The 16,805-nt window shown below is 68.4% G+C and carries 13 protein-coding genes; 9 read left to right on the top strand and 4 right to left on the bottom strand.

All coding sequences use genetic code 11. From position 1 onward, the window contains the following. Positions 1 to 4 precede the first annotated feature (4 nt). The 3 genes from BLS74_RS07230 to BLS74_RS07220 are packed head-to-tail and all read left to right on the top strand — an operon-like array spanning position 5 to position 2,461. A complete protein-coding gene (locus BLS74_RS07230) occupies positions 5 to 724 on the top strand; it encodes a 4'-phosphopantetheinyl transferase family protein (protein WP_093104085.1) in 720 nt (239 codons plus the stop codon). Beyond that, a complete protein-coding gene (locus BLS74_RS07225; protein WP_093104084.1) occupies positions 721 to 1,527 on the top strand; it encodes an alpha/beta fold hydrolase in 807 nt (268 codons plus the stop codon). The genes BLS74_RS07230 and BLS74_RS07225 overlap by 4 nt, the downstream gene beginning before the upstream one ends. Next, positions 1,520 to 2,461, top strand: a complete 942-nt coding sequence (locus BLS74_RS07220) for an alpha/beta hydrolase family protein (protein ID WP_093104083.1) — start codon at positions 1,520 to 1,522, stop codon at positions 2,459 to 2,461. The genes BLS74_RS07225 and BLS74_RS07220 overlap by 8 nt, the downstream gene beginning before the upstream one ends. A 29-nt stretch (positions 2,462 to 2,490) precedes the next feature. On the opposite strand, the gene BLS74_RS07215 is transcribed toward BLS74_RS07220, so the two are convergent. The 3 genes from BLS74_RS07215 to BLS74_RS07205 all read right to left on the bottom strand — a co-directional run bounded on the left by BLS74_RS07215 (position 2,491) and on the right by BLS74_RS07205 (position 7,293). Next, the gene (locus BLS74_RS07215; RefSeq protein ID WP_244503784.1) at positions 2,491 to 2,778 is read right to left on the bottom strand and encodes a GSU2403 family nucleotidyltransferase fold protein; all 288 of its coding nucleotides are present in this window, start codon (positions 2,776 to 2,778) and stop codon (positions 2,491 to 2,493) included. Positions 2,779 to 2,887: 109 nt separating this feature from the next. After that, positions 2,888 to 6,043, bottom strand: coding sequence for an efflux RND transporter permease subunit (locus BLS74_RS07210; RefSeq protein WP_093104082.1), 3,156 nt, complete (start codon positions 6,041 to 6,043; stop codon positions 2,888 to 2,890). Beyond that, a complete protein-coding gene (locus tag BLS74_RS07205; RefSeq protein WP_093104081.1) occupies positions 6,040 to 7,293 on the bottom strand; it encodes an efflux RND transporter periplasmic adaptor subunit in 1,254 nt (417 codons plus the stop codon). The genes BLS74_RS07210 and BLS74_RS07205 overlap by 4 nt, the downstream gene beginning before the upstream one ends. Positions 7,294 to 7,513: 220 nt before the next feature. On the opposite strand from BLS74_RS07205, the gene BLS74_RS07200 reads away from it, so the two are divergent. From BLS74_RS07200 to mdoH, 6 genes are all read left to right on the top strand, one after another. Further along, positions 7,514 to 7,984 carry a hypothetical protein gene (locus BLS74_RS07200; protein ID WP_093104079.1) on the top strand — a complete coding sequence of 157 codons (471 nt, stop codon included), beginning with the start codon at positions 7,514 to 7,516 and terminating at the stop codon, positions 7,982 to 7,984. A 101-nt stretch (positions 7,985 to 8,085) separates the two neighbouring features. Beyond that, positions 8,086 to 9,456 (top strand): tRNA (N6-isopentenyl adenosine(37)-C2)-methylthiotransferase MiaB, encoded by a 1,371-nt coding sequence (miaB, locus tag BLS74_RS07195; protein ID WP_093104078.1) that lies wholly within the window; start codon positions 8,086 to 8,088, stop codon positions 9,454 to 9,456. Beyond that, positions 9,456 to 10,883, top strand: coding sequence for a sensor histidine kinase (locus tag BLS74_RS07190; RefSeq protein WP_093104076.1), 1,428 nt, complete (start codon positions 9,456 to 9,458; stop codon positions 10,881 to 10,883). The genes miaB and BLS74_RS07190 overlap by 1 nt, the downstream gene beginning before the upstream one ends. Before the next feature lie 31 nt (positions 10,884 to 10,914). Beyond that, positions 10,915 to 11,571, top strand: a complete 657-nt coding sequence (locus BLS74_RS07185) for a hypothetical protein (RefSeq protein ID WP_093104075.1) — start codon at positions 10,915 to 10,917, stop codon at positions 11,569 to 11,571. Continuing rightward, entirely contained in the window at positions 11,568 to 12,974 is a 1,407-nt protein-coding gene (locus BLS74_RS07180; protein ID WP_093104073.1) for a sigma 54-interacting transcriptional regulator, read from the top strand. Before BLS74_RS07185 ends, BLS74_RS07180 begins: the two co-directional genes overlap by 4 nt. 392 nt (positions 12,975 to 13,366) lie before the next feature. Beyond that, complete coding sequence (mdoH, locus tag BLS74_RS07170) at positions 13,367 to 15,367, top strand: glucans biosynthesis glucosyltransferase MdoH (protein ID WP_093104070.1); 2,001 nt, start codon at positions 13,367 to 13,369, stop codon at positions 15,365 to 15,367. 54 nt (positions 15,368 to 15,421) lie between these two features. Here the strand turns inward: mdoH and ffh are convergent, their stop codons facing one another. Continuing rightward, entirely contained in the window at positions 15,422 to 16,804 is a 1,383-nt protein-coding gene (gene ffh, locus BLS74_RS07165; protein WP_093104068.1) for a signal recognition particle protein, read from the bottom strand. Position 16,805: the final 1 nt, after the last annotated feature.

Raw genomic sequence — 16,805 nt, 5'->3', positions numbered from 1 at the left:
CACCATGACGATCACACAACTCCCCTCCTCGGCACAATGCCGCCTCTGGCAGGTCGACCTGGACGCCACGCCGGCGCCGCAGGCGGTGGCTTCCTTGTCGGAGGCCGAGTGGGAGCGCGCCCGGCGCTTCGTCTTCCGGCGTGACCGCAACCGTTTCGTCGCCGCCCATGCAGCCCTGCGCGAGACGCTGTCCGCGCAATGCGGCATTCCCGCGAGCCTGCTGGAGTTCGACAACGGCGCCTTCGGCAAGCCCACGCTGGTCGAGCATGCGCAGCTGCGCTTCAACCTGAGCCACAGCCAGTCGGTGGCCTTGATCGCGGTCTGCGACGAGGCCGAAGTGGGCGTCGATGTCGAACTGCTGCGCCCGATGCCGGACGCGGCGGCGCTGGCCGCCAGCTACTTCACCGAGGCCGAGCGGCATGCGCTGGCCCAGCTCGAACCCAGCGCACGCGACCGCGCCTTCCTCGCCTGCTGGACCCGCAAGGAGGCCTGCCTGAAGGCCACCGGCATGGGCCTCTCGGTCGACACGCGCAGCTTCGACGTGGGCGTGGTGCCCGATTCGCGCGAAGTGAAGATCACCTCCGCCGATGGCGTGGTACGCCTGGCGCTGTCTTCCTTCCATGATGTCCAGGGCGCCCTGTGTGCAGTGGCACGGGTGCTGATATGCGAAGAGGCGGTTGTCGTACAGCGCCTGCCCGCCGTCGAAAGCGAGACTTACGCATGACTCCGATGCTCTTCGGCCCGGCCTCGCGGCAGCTCTTCGGGCTCTTCCATTCGCCTGAGCGCGAGAGCGGCATCGCGGTGCTGATCTGCCCGCCCCTCGGGCAGGAGGCGGTCCGCGCGCATCGCCTGTTCCGCGTGCTGTCCGACCGGCTCGCGCGTTCCGGCGTGGCGGTGCTGCGCTTCGACTACCACGGCAGCGGCGATTCGCCCGGCGAGGACACCGACGGCGATCTCGAAGGCTGGCGGCGCGACGTCTGCACCGCGCACGAGGAGCTGCGGCGCCGCGCCGGCAGCCGGCGCATCGTCTGGCTCGGCGCGCGCCTGGGCGCCGCGCTGGCGGTGCTGGCGGCCAAGAGTGGGCGCTGCGATCCGGCCCGGCTGATCCTGTGGGACCCGATCGTCGACGGTGCGCGCTACGTCGAGGAGCTGCGCGCCGGCCACGTGGATGCGCTCGAACGTTCCTTCTGCGTGCCGGACCCGGCATGGCGGCGCCGGCTGGCGAAGGACGGCGATGCCTTCACCGACGAGATCTTCGGCTTCGGCGTGTCGCCGATCCTGCGCCAGCAGTTGCGTGCGCTCGGCCCGGAAGCCCTGCAGCTCACGGCGCTGCACGAAACGGTGGTGCTCGCCGATGCCGATGACCATGTTGCCCATCAATGGGCGGGCAAGGAGACGGCCCGCCACATGCCGCTGCGCGTCACGCCGTTCCAGCACCCCCTGATCTGGACCTCCGATCCGCATCCCAATAACGCGATGGTCCCCACTGAGGCCCTGCAACGCTTGCTGGCAGAAGTCCATGAATGACTACAAGGAAATCCCCGTCCAGTTCGGGCCCGACGGCTCGCTGATCGGCGTCATCACGACGCCCTCAGAGGGCTCGCTGGCGCCCGTCGCCTGCCTCATGCTCAACATGGGCGCGAACCACCGGATCGGGCCTCGGCGCATCAACGTGAAGCTGGCGCGGCAGATGGCCGCACGCGGCATCAGCAGCATCCGCTTCGACCTCGCGGGCCTGGGCGACAGCGGCCCGGCCGGCGGCTCCGAGCATTTCCTTACGCAGGCGGTGTTCGATCTGCAGGCGGCGATGAACCTGATCCAGACCATGCTCGGCATCCGACGCTTCATTGCGATCGGCCTGTGCTCGGGCGCCACCAACGGGCTTTCGCTCGCCGTTGCCGATGCGCGCGTGATCGGGCTCCTGATGTTCGACGGCTACGCCTTCCCCGGCCGCCGCGCGCGCTGGGAGCGCACCTTGCACCGCGCGCTGGCGGTGCCGACCAATCCGGCCGTGATCGGCAAGACGGTGCGCTGGCTGCAGCGCAAGTTCTCGGCCAGCGCCGCGGCCGCCGCCTCGCCCAGCATCTTCGAGCCCGAACCGCCGGAGGTCACGGCCGCGCTGTTCCGCCGCTCGATGACGCAGCTGGCGGAGCGCAACGTGGCGGTGCTGCTTTTCTACACCGGCACCATGCACGTGACGGATCGCCACCGCGACCAGTTGGGGCCCTTTGCCGACGAGCCCTTCATGCAGCAGTTCGAATACGAGTTCATCGGCGAAATCGACCACAGCCTCACCTCGATGGCCTCGCAGCAGATCTTCATGAAGGTGGTGTGCGATTGGGCGCTGCGCGTGACGCATGGCGGTACGGCCTCGGCCCATTCCGCTGCAACGGGTCGCGCCGGCACGCATGCGGGCGGAGCGCGCAGCGCCGCGGCCTGGCAGCGCGATCCGGTGCATTGAACGCCCCCTTCCTCGTCCGTTTCCGGTGCTCAGACCACCAGCAGGCCTTGGTCCAGCAAGTCCTGCACGATCTCCGCCTGCAATCGGGCGCGGCGGCGCTTGGCGACCTCGCGCTGCAAAGCCGCTTCTGCCAGCCAGCGCTTGAACTCCACGAAGGTCGCCGGCGCGATAGTGCTCATGAGCGCCATGCGGCCAGTGGGCGAAATGACCACGTGCTCGAAGCGCGGTGCGCTCGTGAGTACCGAGGCGCAGACAGCCTGGACCGGCCACAGGCCTTCGTCGGCAGAGAACCGGAAAGGGTGAGGGTCATCCTCCATCACCGCAAAAATACAGAAATCTGAATTTATGCGGTGAATCGATATAAATCAACAACTTAGATGGCGGCTACGGGACCGGGCCGGCCAGGGCGGATGGCTCCCAGCGGCGCTATCCAGCCGCCCCCGGCGCCACGTCGTGCGCCAGCTTTTCCTCAGGCAGTTCCTGCATCGGCCCGCTGCCGCTGTAGCGGTCCAGCGCGAGGTAGATCGCCGGCGTGATGTAGAGCGTGATCACCTGCGAGAAGATCAGCCCGCCGACCACCGCCACGCCCAGCGGCTGGCGCAGTTCGGCGCCGGCGCCCAGGCCCAGCGCGAGCGGCAGTGCGCCCATCATGGCCGCCAGCGTGGTCATCATGATCGGGCGGAAACGCAGCCGGCAGGCCTCGCGGATCGCATCGACCGGCTGCATGCCCTGGGTGCGCTGCGCATCGAGCGCGAAGTCGATCATCATGATCGCGTTCTTCTTGACGATGCCGATCAGAAGCAGGATGCCGATGGTCGCGATCAGCGTCAGGTCGAAGCCGAAGAGCTTGAGCGACAGCAGCGCCCCGACCGCCGCCGAAGGCAGGCCGGCCAGGATGGTCAGCGGATGGATATAGCTCTCGTAGAGCACGCCCAGGAGCACATAGATCACCAGCACGGCCAGGATCAGCAGCACCGCCTGGCTGGCCTGCGAGCTCTGGAACACCGCGGCGTCGCCGCCGTAGCTCGTGATGATCGAGGCCGGCATCTTGAGCTCGGCCTTGAACTGGTCGACCTTGGCGGTCGCATTGCCCAGCGGCACGTCGGGCGCGAGGTTGAAGGACACCGTCACGGCCTGCAGCTGCCCCTGGTGGTTGACCGAGGTCGGGCCGACGGTGCGCTTGACCGTCGAAAAGGCCGACAGCGGCACCAGCTGCCCGGCCTTGTTGCGCACCGAGAGGCGTGCCATGTCCTCCTCGAACTGGCGGTCGTCGTCGGCCGCCGAGAGGATCACCTGGTAGGTGTTGCTGGGGCCGTAGATGCTGCCGATCTGCCGGTCGCCATAGGCGTTGTAGAGCGCGGTGCGCAGGTCGCCGACCTCGACGCCGAGCACGCCGGCCTTGTCGCGGTCGATGTCGATGGTGGCCTGCAGGCCGCGGTTCTGCGAATCGCTGGTCACGTCGCGGAAAGCCGGGTCGGCGCGCATGCGCTCCATCAGCCGGTCGGCCCAGACGTTCATGGTGCCGGCGCTCACGCTTTGCAGCGTGTACTGGAAGCGCGCCTTGCTCTGCCGGCCGCCCAGGCGCAGGTTCTGCAGCGGCTGCATGTAGGCGGTGATGCCCGCGATCTCGCGAAAGCGCGTGCGCAGGGACTCCATCACCTGCGCCATGGCGGCGCGTTCTTTGCGCGGCTTTAGCACCACGAACAATCGGCCGGCATTCTGCGTGGAGCTCGAACCGCCGACGCCGACGAAGGAGTTGACATAGGCCACGTTCGGATCGGCCTGTACGGCCTCGGCCACGCGATCCTGCAAGACCTTCATCGCCGGGAACGAGATGTCCTCGGCGGCTTCGGTCGTGATGAAGATCTGCCCGATGTCTTCCTCCGGGAAGAAGCCCTTCGGGATGACGATGAACAGCCACGCCGTCAGCGCGAAGGTCGATGCGGCGACGACCAGCATGAGCTTGCGATGATGCAGCGTCCAGTCGAGCGAGCGCAGGTAGCTGCCGTGGACCCAGCGGTAGCCCCGCTCGAAGCCGCGCCCGATTGCAGTGCCCGGCTCCGGGTGGCCTTCCTCATGGTCCAGGGCGCCGTGGGCACGCGGCGTATGCCGGAGCAGCCGGCTCGCGAGCATCGGCACCAGCGTGAGCGACACCACGGCCGAGACCATGACCGCGAGGCCCACCACCACCGCGAACTCGTGGAACAGCAGGCCGATCACGCCCGGCATGAAGAAGATCGGGATGAACACCGCCACCAGCGAGATCGAGATCGAGATGATGGTGAAGCCCACCTCGCGCGCGCCGCGCAGCGCGGCGGCCATCGGCTCCATGCCCTTCTCGACGTAGCGCATGATGTTCTCAAGCACCACGATCGCGTCGTCCACCACCAGCCCGACCGCCAGCGTGATGCCCAGCAGCGACACGTTGTCCAGGCTGTAGCCGAAGGCGGCGAGCAGCGCCACCGCGCCGATCAGCGAGATCGGGATCGTGGCGGCCGGAATCAGCGTCGCCACTACGCGGTGCAGGAACAGGAAGATCACCAGCACCACCAGCAGCACGGTGCCGAGCAGCGTCACCTGCACGTCGTGCACGGCCTCGCGGATCGAGATCGACCGGTCGTTGACCATGTTGATCTCGACCGACTGCGGCAGCTCTTCCTTGAAGCGCGGCATCAGCGCGCGCACTGCGTCCACCACCTGCACCGTGTTGGCGTTGGGCTGCCGCTGCACCGCCAGCGAGATCGAGTTCTGGCCGTTGAAGCTGCTCCCGGTCTTGACCGACTCGAAGCTGTCCTCGACAGTTGCGACCTCGTCCAGACGCACCGGCGCCCCATTGCGCTGGCCGACGATCAGCTTGGCGAAGTCGGCGGCCTTCATCAGTTGCTCGTTGGCCTGGATCGTGAGCGTCTGGCGCGGGCCGTCGAGCACGCCGACCGGGGTATTGGCATTGGCCGAGCGCACCGCGTCGGCCAGCTCGTCGAGCGTGATGTTGCGCGCGTTGAGCAGGTCGGCGTTGGCCTTGACGCGCACCGCGAAGGCCTTGCGCCCGTAGACCACGACCTGGGCCACGCCGTCGATGGTCGACAGCGTCGGCGAGATCAGGTTCTCGGCATAGTCGTTGAGCTCGGCCGGGCTCATCGACTGCGACACCATCGCGATGAACAGCACCGGCGCGTCCGCCGGGTTGACCTTGCGATAGGACGGCAGCTGGGTGAGTTCGATCGGCAGCTGCCGCTGCGCGCGCAGCAGCGCAGCCTGGACGTCGACCGCGGCCGCATCGATGTCGCGGCTGCTCACGAACTCGAGCGTGATCGAGGTCACGCCCTGGGTGTTGACCGAGCTGATGGTCTGAAGCCCGGGGATGGTGGAGAACTGTTTTTCGAGCGGCAGCGCGACCGAGGAAGCCATGGTGTCCGGACTGGCGCCCGGCAGCTGCGCGTTGACGTTGATGACCGGCGTGTTGTAGCTCGGCAGCGCCGCGACCGGGATCTGGAAATAGGCAAAGATGCCGGCCACCACCGCGGCGGCAGAGAGCAGCACCGTCATCGCCGGACGACGGATGCAAAGCTCGGAGATGTTCATGAGCGCTCCCGCTCCGCGACCAGGCTGGCGTTGGAGGGCGCGACCGAGGCCGCGCTGCCGGGCGTGGCCTCGGGCGTCGTGCCGCCGGGCCGCTGCTGTTGCTGTGGCGTGGCCGCTGCGTCGAGGCGCACCTTGCCGCCGGGACGCACGTTCTGCTTGCCCTCGATGACCACCTGCTCGCCCGGCTCGACGCCGCGCACCGCGACCTGCGTGCCGAAGCTGTGGAGCGTCTCGACCTTGCGGCGCGCGGCCGTCTTGTTGGCATCGACCACGTAGACCGAGCTGCCCTCGGTCAGCATCATGATCGCGGCCGCCGGCACCACCGTCGCGCCCTCGATGGTGCGCACGGTGACGCGGGTCTCGACGAACTGGCCGGGCCAGAGGCCCTGGTCGGCGTTGTCGAACACCGCCTTGGCGCGCACCGTACCGATCAGCGGGTCGACCGTGTTGTCGACGAAATTCAGCGCGCCCTTCATCGGCGCCTTACGCCCGGTCACGAGCGCCTCGACCGGCGTGTGAGAACGGGCCGCGGCCAGCAGGTCCTGCAGCTTTCCTTCGGGCACCGGGAAGCTCACCGCGATCGGGTCGAGCTGCGTGATCGTGACCAGCGACAGGCTGGGCTGCACCAGCGTGCCCGGATAGATGTTGACGGCGCCGATGCGCCCGGCGATCGGGGCGCGCAGCGTCGCATAGCCCAGCGCCACCTGCGCCGATTGCACCGCCGCGCGATCGGCCGCCACCGCGGCGCGCTGCGCCTCGAGCTGCGACAGCGTCGCGTCGGCCGCAGCCTTGGCGATGAAGTTCTGCGCCACGAGCTCCTGGCTGCGCTTGTGCTGGCGCTCGAGATCGGCCATCGTGGCCTCGTCCCTCTGTTGCTGCGCCCGCGCCTTGGCGAGGTTGGCCTGGTCGGGACGGTCGTCGAGCGTGAAGAGCAATTGGCCCTCCTTCACGAACTGCCCTTCCTTCACATGCACCTCGCGCACCGTGTTGATCACCTGCGGGCGCAGGTCCACACTGTTGAGAGAAACCACGCTGCCGTTGACCTGCACCGTGACCGGCACGTCCTGCCGCTGCGCGGCGGCCAGCGTGACCAGCGCCACCGCGCCCCCGTTGGGCGCCGCACCCTTGCCCGCGGTCGGCGCGCCGGCTTCTGGCGCGCTGCGCGTCTTGGCGCCGGACCACCACCAGGTGCCGGCTGAGGCGGCGACGATCAACACGCCCGCAAAGGCGAGGACGAGGTTCTTCTTCATGGGGCGTATACGTTGGATCGTGGGCGGATCGCAGGCGCAGTGGGTGCACTTTTACCTGACAGCGACCATTGGAGCAGCGGCGGACTGCAAGAGTCCATCACCCCCGTAAAGATAAGTAAAGCGACCATGAGGGACCGCACGCCATGGACGCGGCTCCGGCGTGGGCCGACAGGGAACGGGCCGCTAGAATCCCCGCTCCCACAGCCTCTGGATGAACACCATGAACCGCTGCATCACCCCCTGGAATGCTCTCATTTTAGTAGCGCTCGGCGCAGTAATGGCGCCCGCCTGGGCCCAGGACGCGCCCGTGCCGCAAACCCAGAACGAAGCCGCCGCAGGCGGCCGCAATTTCCCCGTCGGCACTCTGCGCGGCAAATTCATGGTGGTGAACCCCCCCGAGATCCAGCTCGACGGCCAGCCCGAGCGGCTCTCGCCGGGCGCGCGCATCCGCAGCGCCCAGCACATGCTGGTGATGCCGGCCTCCATCACCGGCCAAAACCTGCTGGTCAACTACACGCGCGATGCCGCCGGCCTGGTGCGCGAAGTCTGGATCCTCACGCCCGAGGAGGCGCAGGCCAAGCGCGAATCGGCGGAGAAGCCGCTTCTGAACTTCTGGCCCTTCGTGGCCGACACCGGCCCGCGCGACGACGGCAAGACGCCGTTCGACCAGCTGCCCCGCTACGGGCAGTAGAAAAGCGCCCGCCTTCGACGCCAGGGCCCGGCCGCCTTGCCGCCGGCCAGGCGCGCCATGACGAAAGAGCAAGGCCATCCGGACCTCACCGGGAGCACCCCATGACCCCCAAAGTTTTTATCAAGACCTTCGGCTGCCAGATGAACGAGTACGACTCGGACAAGATGGCCGACGTGCTGCACGCCGCCCAGGGCTACGAGCCGACCACCAACGTGGACGAGGCCGACCTGATCCTCTTCAACACCTGCTCGGTGCGCGAGAAGGCGCAGGAGAAGGTGTTCTCCGACCTGGGCCGCGTCAAGCATCTGAAGGCCCGCGGCGTGAAGATCGGCGTCGGCGGCTGCGTGGCGAGCCAGGAGGGCGCGGCCATCATCGCGCGTGCGCCCTACGTCGACGTGGTCTTCGGCCCGCAGACCCTGCACCGCCTGCCCGAGATGCTGAACCAGCGCGAGCGCGAAGGCCGGCCGCAAGTCGACATCAGCTTCCCCGAGATCGAGAAGTTCGACCACCTGCCGCCGGCGCGGGTCGAGGGCGTGACCGCCTTCGTCTCGATCATGGAAGGCTGCTCCAAGTACTGCAGCTACTGCGTGGTGCCCTACACGCGCGGCGAGGAAGTGAACCGCCCGCTCGACGACGTGCTGGTCGAGGTCGCGGGCCTGGCCGACCAGGGCGTGCGCGAAGTCACGTTGCTGGGCCAGAACGTCAATGCCTACCGCGGCAGGATGGGCGACACAGCGGAGATCGCCGACTTCGCCCTGCTCATTGAATACATCGCCGAGATTCCCGGCATCGAGCGCATCCGCTACACCACCAGCCACCCGAACGAGTTCACACCGCGGCTGATCGAGGCCTATGCCCGCGTGCCGCAGCTCGTGAGCCACCTGCACCTGCCGGTGCAGCACGGCAGCGACCGCATCCTGATGGCGATGAAACGCGGCTACACGGCGATGGAATACAAGAGCACGGTGCGCAAGCTGCGCGCCATCCGCCCCGGCCTTTCGCTCAGCAGCGACTTCATCGTCGGCTTCCCGGGCGAGACCGATGCCGACTTCGACAAGATGATGAAGCTGATCGACGATCTCGAGTTCGACAACAGCTTCAGCTTCATCTTCAGCCCGCGCCCCGGCACGCCGGCGGCCGCCCTGCCCGACGACACGCCGCATGCGGTCAAGCTCGCACGGCTGCAGCGGCTGCAGGCCGTGATCGACGGCAACGTCAAGCGCTTCGGCGAAAGCCGCGTCGGCACGCTGCAGCGCGTGCTGGTCGAAGGACCTTCGCGCAAGGATGCGCACGAGCTGATGGGCCGCACCGAGTGCAACCGGGTGGTCAATTTCGAAGGCGATGCGCGGCTGGTCGGCCGCATGATCGACGTGCGCATCACCCGCTCGCTGGCCTACACGCTGCGCGGCGAGGTCCCGACCGCCGAATCGCCCCAGGCATCGGCCCGCGAAGCCGCGGTGCCGGCGGCCTGATGGCGAAACTGAAGTCGGCGCGCGGCTCGTTCCGGCAGCTGCTGCTGTTCGCGTTCCTGCTGATCACGGCGCTGCTCGTGGGCGTCGCGCTGCGTTCGGTGTTCCAGTACGACGCGCTGGTGACGCAGAGCCGCGACGCGGCCGCGCGCGCCCTCACGCTGTCGGGCGCGGCGCAGTCGCTGGCCGAGCGCAGCGCCGCGATGGAGCGCGCGGGGCGCCAGTCGCTGGTGCTCAACGATGCGGTGCTGCGCCGCCGTTTCGACGAGGCCGCGCGCGACGCCCGCCACGTGCTCGATCGCCTTGGCGTCAACGGCCTGCCGTCCGCCGGCCCCGACCAGTGGCGGGCCCAGATGAGCGTGATCGAGGGCCTGATGGGCGGCGCTCCCGAGACCGCGCTCGCGCGCGAGAGCTCGATGGCGATGCAATTCCGAGACCTCGACGCGCTGAACACCAACATCGCGCAGCAGGTCCAGTTCCTGATCGAGACGCAGAACAACGCGCTCGCGCAGCGCATCGAGAACGCGCGCCGGCGGCTGATGCGCGAGGTACTGGCCGCCAGCGCGCTGGCGGTATCGCTCGCGCTCGCCTTCGGCATCTGGCTGGCGCGGCCCTTCAAGCGGTTGGAGCACGCCATCGTCGGGCTCGGGGAAAATCGGCTCGACGAGCCGATCGACATCCGCGGCCCGGCCGACGTGCGCCGCGTATCGCAGCAACTCGAATGGCTGCGGCTGCGGCTCACCGAGCTGGACGCCGACAAGGCACGCTTCCTGCGTCACGTGTCGCATGAACTCAAGACACCGCTGGCCGCGCTGCGCGAAGGCGTCTCGCTGCTGGAAGACGGCGTGACCGGCGCCTTGAACCCGGCGCAGCGCGAGGTCGCGCAGATCCTGCAGCAGAACACCATCGCGCTGCAGGGACAGATCGAGGCCTTGCTGCGCTTCAACGCGGCGGCCTTCGAGGCGCGCGAGCTGCGCCGCCAGCGCACGCCGCTGTTGCCGCTGATCGAGGAACAGATCGAGGCCCAGCGCCTGCAGTGGCAGGCCAACGGCCTCACGGTGCGGGCGGAAGGCGAGCCGATCGCAGTGGTGGTGGACCCGGTGAAGCTGGGCACCGCGCTGGCCAACCTGCTGTCGAACGCGATCCGTTTTTCGGCCCGCGGAGGCACCATCGCGATCGCCGTCTCGAGCACGGCCGACACCGCGCGCATCGACATCGAGGACGCCGGCCCCGGCATCGCCGAGGGCGATCGCGACCGCATCTTCGAACCTTTCTTCCGCGGCGAGCGGCAACCCCAGCATTCGGTCAAGGGCACCGGGATCGGGCTGTCGATCGTGCAGGAGTACATTGCGGCTCATGGCGGCCGCATCACGCTGCTGCCGGAGGGGCCCGGCGCACGCTTCCGCATCGAACTGCCGCGCTCCGCCTGAACTCTGCCGCTCCACGCGCTACTTCCGACCCATGCTTTTTTCTCCGATCGTCCGCAGATCCGCTTTCGTCGTGACGCTCGTCGTGCCGATGCTGCTCGCCGCGTGCAGCGCACCTCCCAAGCCGCCGGCCGAAGCCGTCGCCGTGGTGCCCGCGCCGCCGCCGCCCCCGCCCGTCATGCCGGTCGAAGCCGAGCCGATGGCTCCGGCCACGCAGCCGGCCCTGGTGTTCACGCAGCTCACGCAGGGCCCGGTGGCCGCCCTGCTCGCCTACGCCGACAGGGTGCGGCCGCTCGGCGGCAACGAACTCGCGGCCGAACTCGCGCGCCTCGGCGAGCCCGGCGACGCCCCCCTGACGCAGATGCAGGTCGCGCTGGTTCTGGCGCAGACCCGCGTTCCGGCCGACCTCGTACGCGCCATCGGCCTGATGCAGCGCGTGGCCGCCAACCCCTCGGCCGATGCCCAGCCCTTGCAGCCGCTGGCCCGCGCGCTCGCTGCCCGCTACCAGGAGCAGCGCCGCGTCGAGGACGACCGCGAACGGCAGGCCCAACAGCTGCGCGACAGCCAGCGGCGCATCGACCAGTTGAACGACCGCATCGAGGCGCTGCGCGCGATCGAGCGCAGCTTTTCACGGCCCAACAGCCCGCCACCGGCGGCCCCGGTGCCGAGCACGCCCAAGCCCGCACCATGAGCAACAGCAGCAGCGGCGCCCGCCTCCTCGTCGTCGACGACGACGCGGACATGCTGCGCCTGCTGTCAATGCGGCTCACCGGGGCCGGCTACCAGGTCACGGCCGTGACCTCGGCGGAATCGGCGCTGACGCAGCTCGAGATCGAGCATCCGCAGCTGGTCCTGAGCGACGTGCGGCTGCCGGGCCGCGACGGCCTGGCGCTGTTCGACGAGATCCGCAAGCGCCATCCGACGCTGCCGGTGATCCTGCTGACCGCGCACGGCACCATTCCCGACGCGGTCGAGGCCACGGCGCGCGGCGTCTTCACCTACCTGACCAAGCCCTACGACGCGCGCGAGCTGCTCGACAAGATCGCCCAGGCGCTGGCGCTCGGCGCGCCGACGACCGGCAGCGGCAAGGGCGGCGACGAAAGCTGGCGCTCGGAGATCGTGAGCCGGAGCAACCGCATGTCCGAGCTGCTGGCCGAGGCGCGCATGGTGGCCAAGTCGGACGCCAGCGTGCTGCTGCGCGGCGACAGCGGCGCCGGCAAGGAGCTGCTGGCGCGTGCGATCCACCGCGCCAGTGCGCGCGCCGACAAGCCCTTCGTGGCGGTCAATTGCGGCGCCATCCCCGAGGCGCTGCTGGAGTCGGAGCTCTTCGGCCACATGAAGGGCGCTTTCACCGACGCGGTCGCCAACCACAAGGGCCTGTTCCAGCAGGCCGACGGCGGTACGCTGCTGCTCGACGAGATCGGCGACATGCCGCCGGCCCTGCAGGTCAAGCTGCTGCGGGTGCTGCAGGAGCGCGCGGTGCGGCCGGTGGGCGCAACCCAGTCGATCACGGTCGATGTGCGGATCATCTCCGCCACCCACCGCGATCTCGATGCGGCCATGGAAGCCGGGCAGTTCCGGGAAGATCTCTATTACCGGCTCAATGTCGTCACGCTGAATCTGCCGACGCTCGCGGCGCGGCGCGAAGACATTCCGCTTCTGGCCAACCATTTCCTCCAGCGGCTCTCGACCAAGTACGGCAAGCGCCTCTCCGGCTTCGCGCCCGAGGCGCTGAAGGCGCTGACCACCGCCTCGTGGCCGGGCAATGTGCGGCAGCTGTTCAACGTGGTCGAGCAGGTCTGCGCGCTTTCGAGCTCGCCGCTGATCCCGCTGGCGCTGGTGCAGCGCGCACTGCGCGTGCCGAGCGTCGAGGTCCAGACCTACGCCGAAGCCAAGCAGCGTTTCGAGCGCGATTACCTGGTCGGCCTGCTCAAGCTGACCGACGGCAACGTGGCCGACGCGGCGCGCCTGGCAGACCGCAACCGCACCGAGTTCTACCGGCTGCTGCAGAAGCACGAACTCACGCCCGGCCACTTCAAGGCCGACGCGGCGTCGCCCGGCGGCGATCCTGTCGCCGACGAGCGACGCAGCTAAGTCGTTGATTCGATTGAACATCCTCAGTGCGACTCCAGAGCTTGTCGGGATTCGGCGACAAATTCGGGGGTTTTGGAGCCCTCGCGGGGTTCACGGTCAGTCGAAAGGCCACCGAAGCGATCTAAGCGCTTGATCTGAAAGCGTTTTTCCATGCTGGCACAGGGTTTGCCCCTGTAGAGGCATGACAGCACACAACAGCCCATCTTTCGCACTGCGTCCGCAGCGCGACGGCCTGCGTCAAAAGCAGTTTTCCCTCTCGCGGCCCCGTGCCGCGGGTCATTCAGCGGCCGCGCTGGCAAACGCCGGCGGTGCCGCACCGGACTGCGTGTTCAAGCGCTTTCCGGCAATTGGCGACACGCCATCCGTCCAGAAGCAACGGTGGTGAGTCGCATATGAAGCCCAACGATTTCTCCCAACTGAAAGTGCTGACGGCCGCGGATTTTTCGCACCGCAGCCCGATCCGCGAAGAGCGCCATCCCAATTCGGTGACGGCGCCCCCGATCAACCGCGGTTCGATGGCGCCCCGCCCCTGGCGCGGCTTCTGGAACAGCATCGGCACGGCCCTCCTGGTCAAGCTCGGCGCCGGCAGCGCAGCCCAGGCGGCGCGCGGCGCGGCGCCGGCCCGGGCGGCCAAGCAGCCCTGGCAGCGTGCCGCCACGCAGCGGCGCCTGGCCTTCATGGCGCTCACCGTCTTCAGCACGCTGATCGCCTCGACGCTGTTCGCCCGCGTGCAGCCCGACTACGACAATCTCTGGCTCGAGTACAGCCAGATCGCCCTCTACGGCCTGCTCTCGGGCTGGGTCGTGACCGGTTTCGTGACCGCGCTGATGGGCTTCTACGTCTCTGTGCGCGGCGACAAGCACGCGCTCTCGGCCAAGCAGGTGGCCGACCACCCGATGAATCCGGAAGCGCGCACGGCGATCATCATGCCGATCTGCAACGAGGACGTGGCCACGGTGTTCGCCGGCCTGCGCGCGACCTGCGAATCGGTGGCCGCGACCGGCCATGCGCGGCAGTTCGACGTGTTCGTGCTGTCCGACAGCTACACGCCCGAGGTTGCCGCCGCCGAACGCGCCGCCTGGGAAGAGCTGCGCGCCGCGCTGGCCGAGAGCCCGAACCAGCCGCAGGTCGAGGTCTACTACCGCCTGCGCAAGCGCCGCACCCATCGCAAGGCCGGCAACGTGGCCGACTTCTGCCGCCGCTGGGGCAAGGACTACCGCTACATGGTGGTCCTCGATGCCGACAGCGTGATGAGCGGCGACTGCCTGACCTCGATGGTCAAGCTGATGGAAGCCAACCCGACGGCCGGCATCATCCAGACCGCGACGCAGGCCATCGGCCACGTCACGCTGCATGCCCGCGCCCAGCAGTTCGCATCGCGCATGACGGGCCGGCTGTTCACGCTCGGCATGCAGTTCTGGCAGCTCGGCGAATCGCACTACTGGGGCCACAACGCGATCCTCCGCGTCGAACCCTTCATGGAACACTGCGCGCTGGCGCCGATCAAGGGCACCGGCGGCATGTCGGGCGGCATCATGTCGCACGACTTCGTCGAGGCCGCGCTGATGCGCCGCGCCGGCTACCACGTGTGGCTGGTGGCCGACCTGGTCGGCAGCTACGAGCAGCAGCCGCCGGACCTCCTGGCCGAACTGCAGCGCGACCGCCGCTGGTGCCAGGGCAACCTGCAGAACGCGCGCCTGATGGCCGAACCGGGCCTGCATTCCGTGCACCGCGCGATGTTCGTCACCGGCACCATGGCCTATGTCTCGGCACCGCTGTGGCTCGCCTTCCTGACGCTGGGCACGGCCCTGTGGCTCACCGGCTCCAGCGTGGTCGCCCACTGGCTGGTGATGCCGATGGAACTGGCCGGCCTCTGGCTGTGGACGCTGTGCCTCTTGTTCCTGCCCCGCATCCTGGGCATCGCGGCCGTGCTGATGCGCGGCGAGCAGCGCCAGTACGGCGGCATCGGCAGCCTGCTCAAGAGCGCCGCGCTCGAAAGCGCGCTGGCCATCGTGCAAGCGCCGGTCCGCATGCTGGCCCACTCGCTGTTCGTGATCGTGGCGCTCACCGGCCTCAAGCTGGACTGGAAGTCGCCTCCGCGCGAAGCGGCCGCTGTGCCGTGGCGCATCGCCGCCGCCCAGCTGGCGCCGATGACCCTGGTGATCGCGGCGCTGGCGGTCGGTATCGCGCTGATCGACGCCGGTGCGCTGGCCTGGCTGATGCCGGTCGGCCTGCCGCTGCTGCTGGCGATCCCGCTGACCGTGCTGACCAGCCAGATTGCGCTGGGCAACTCACTGCGCGATCGCGGCTTCCTGCTGATTCCCGAAGAGTCGCGCTCGCCGGCCGTGCTGCGCAGGGCGTGGATGCATGCAGTAAGACTGGCACGCGTGTGACGCGCTGATCTCGCCATAAAAAAGCCCGCTGTCAGCGGGCTTTTTTTATTGCGGTCAGAAGCGCGGCATCCCGCCTCCGCCCATTCCGGGCATCCCCTTCATGCCGCCCATACGCTTCATCATCTTCATGAGGCCGCCGCCCTTCATCTTCTTCATCATCCCTTGCATCTGCTCGAACTCGTTGAGCAGCCGGTTCACTTCCTGAACCTGCACACCGGCGCCGGCCGCGATGCGGCGCTTGCGCGTGGCCTTGAGCAGCTCGGGTTTGCGCCGTTCCAGCGGCGTCATGCTGTTGATGATCCCTTCCTTGCGCCGGATGTCGCGCTCGGCGCGCGTCATGTCGGCCTCGGTGGCCTTGGCCGCCATCTGCGCGGGCAGCTTGTCCATGATGCTGGAGAGGCCACCCATCTGCTTCATCTGCTGCAGCTGGCCGAGGAAGTCGTTGAGATCGAAGCCGGCGCCGCTCTTGACCTTGGCCGCCAGCTTCTGCGCGGCCGCGACGTCAACGCCGGCCGTGACCTGCTCGACCAGCGCGACGATGTCGCCCATGCCGAGGATGCGTCCGGCATGGCGCTCGGCATCGAACACCTCCAGCCCGTCGATCTTCTCGCTGACACCGGCGAACTTGATCGGCACGCCCGTCACCTGCCGCACCGACAGCGCCGCGCCGCCGCGCGAATCGCCGTCGGTCTTGGTCAGGATGATGCCGGTCAGCGGCAGCGCTTCCTTGAAGGCCTTGGCCGTATTGATCGCATCCTGGCCTTGCATCGCATCGACCACGAACAGGGTTTCGACCGGGTTCAGTGCGGTGTGCAGCTGCTGGATCTCGGTCATCAGCACCTCGTCGATCGCGAGACGGCCGGCCGTGTCGACCAGCAGCACGTCGAAGAAATGGCGCTTGGCATGGTCGAGCGCGGCGCGTGCGATGTCGAGCGGCTTCTGGTCGGGCGTGCTCGGGAACCATTCGGCCCCGGCCTGCTTCGTGACCGTCTTGAGCTGCTCGATGGCTGCCGGACGGTAGACGTCGCCCGACACGGTCAGCACCTTCTTCTTGCGCTTTTCGATCAGGTGCTTGGCCAGTTTGGCGGTGGTGGTGGTCTTGCCGGCGCCCTGCAGGCCAGCCATCAGGATCACGGCCGGCGGCTGGGCCACCAGGTTGATGTCGGCCACGCCTTCGCCCATGGTCGCGGCGAGTTCGCGGTTGACGATGCCGACCAGCGCCTGGCCGGGTTTCAGCGAGCCGAGCACCTCCTGGCCAAGCGCTTTTTCTTTCACGCGGGCGACGAAATCGCGCACCACGGGCAGAGCGACGTCGGCTTCGAGCAAAGCCATGCGCACTTCACGCAGCATGTCCTGCACATTGCTTTCGGTGATGCGGGCCTGGCCGCTGACCTGCTTGACGAGGCGGGAGAATTTTTCGGTGAGGGCGGTGGCCATG

The sequence above is a fragment of the Variovorax sp. CF079 genome, assembly GCF_900101545.1.
In the GTDB taxonomy this organism is placed as follows: Bacteria; Pseudomonadota; Gammaproteobacteria; order Burkholderiales; family Burkholderiaceae_C; genus Variovorax.
Note: the sequence above shows the minus strand (reverse complement) of the source record. Positions and strands in the feature narration are given on the sequence as shown.

Coding starts and splice junctions, on each gene's coding strand:
- BLS74_RS07230 (WP_093104085.1), top strand. CDS start 5: ATGACGATCACACAACTCCCCTCCTCGGCACAATGCCGCCTCTGGCAG.
- BLS74_RS07225 (WP_093104084.1), top strand. CDS start 721: ATGACTCCGATGCTCTTCGGCCCGGCCTCGCGGCAGCTCTTCGGGCTC.
- BLS74_RS07220 (WP_093104083.1), top strand. CDS start 1,520: ATGAATGACTACAAGGAAATCCCCGTCCAGTTCGGGCCCGACGGCTCG.
- BLS74_RS07215 (WP_244503784.1), bottom strand. CDS start 2,778: ATGGAGGATGACCCTCACCCTTTCCGGTTCTCTGCCGACGAAGGCCTG.
- BLS74_RS07210 (WP_093104082.1), bottom strand. CDS start 6,043: ATGAACATCTCCGAGCTTTGCATCCGTCGTCCGGCGATGACGGTGCTG.
- BLS74_RS07205 (WP_093104081.1), bottom strand. CDS start 7,293: ATGAAGAAGAACCTCGTCCTCGCCTTTGCGGGCGTGTTGATCGTCGCC.
- BLS74_RS07200 (WP_093104079.1), top strand. CDS start 7,514: ATGAACCGCTGCATCACCCCCTGGAATGCTCTCATTTTAGTAGCGCTC.
- miaB (WP_093104078.1), top strand. CDS start 8,086: ATGACCCCCAAAGTTTTTATCAAGACCTTCGGCTGCCAGATGAACGAG.
- BLS74_RS07190 (WP_093104076.1), top strand. CDS start 9,456: ATGGCGAAACTGAAGTCGGCGCGCGGCTCGTTCCGGCAGCTGCTGCTG.
- BLS74_RS07185 (WP_093104075.1), top strand. CDS start 10,915: ATGCTTTTTTCTCCGATCGTCCGCAGATCCGCTTTCGTCGTGACGCTC.
- BLS74_RS07180 (WP_093104073.1), top strand. CDS start 11,568: ATGAGCAACAGCAGCAGCGGCGCCCGCCTCCTCGTCGTCGACGACGAC.
- mdoH (WP_093104070.1), top strand. CDS start 13,367: ATGAAGCCCAACGATTTCTCCCAACTGAAAGTGCTGACGGCCGCGGAT.
- ffh (WP_093104068.1), bottom strand. CDS start 16,804: ATGGCCACCGCCCTCACCGAAAAATTCTCCCGCCTCGTCAAGCAGGTC.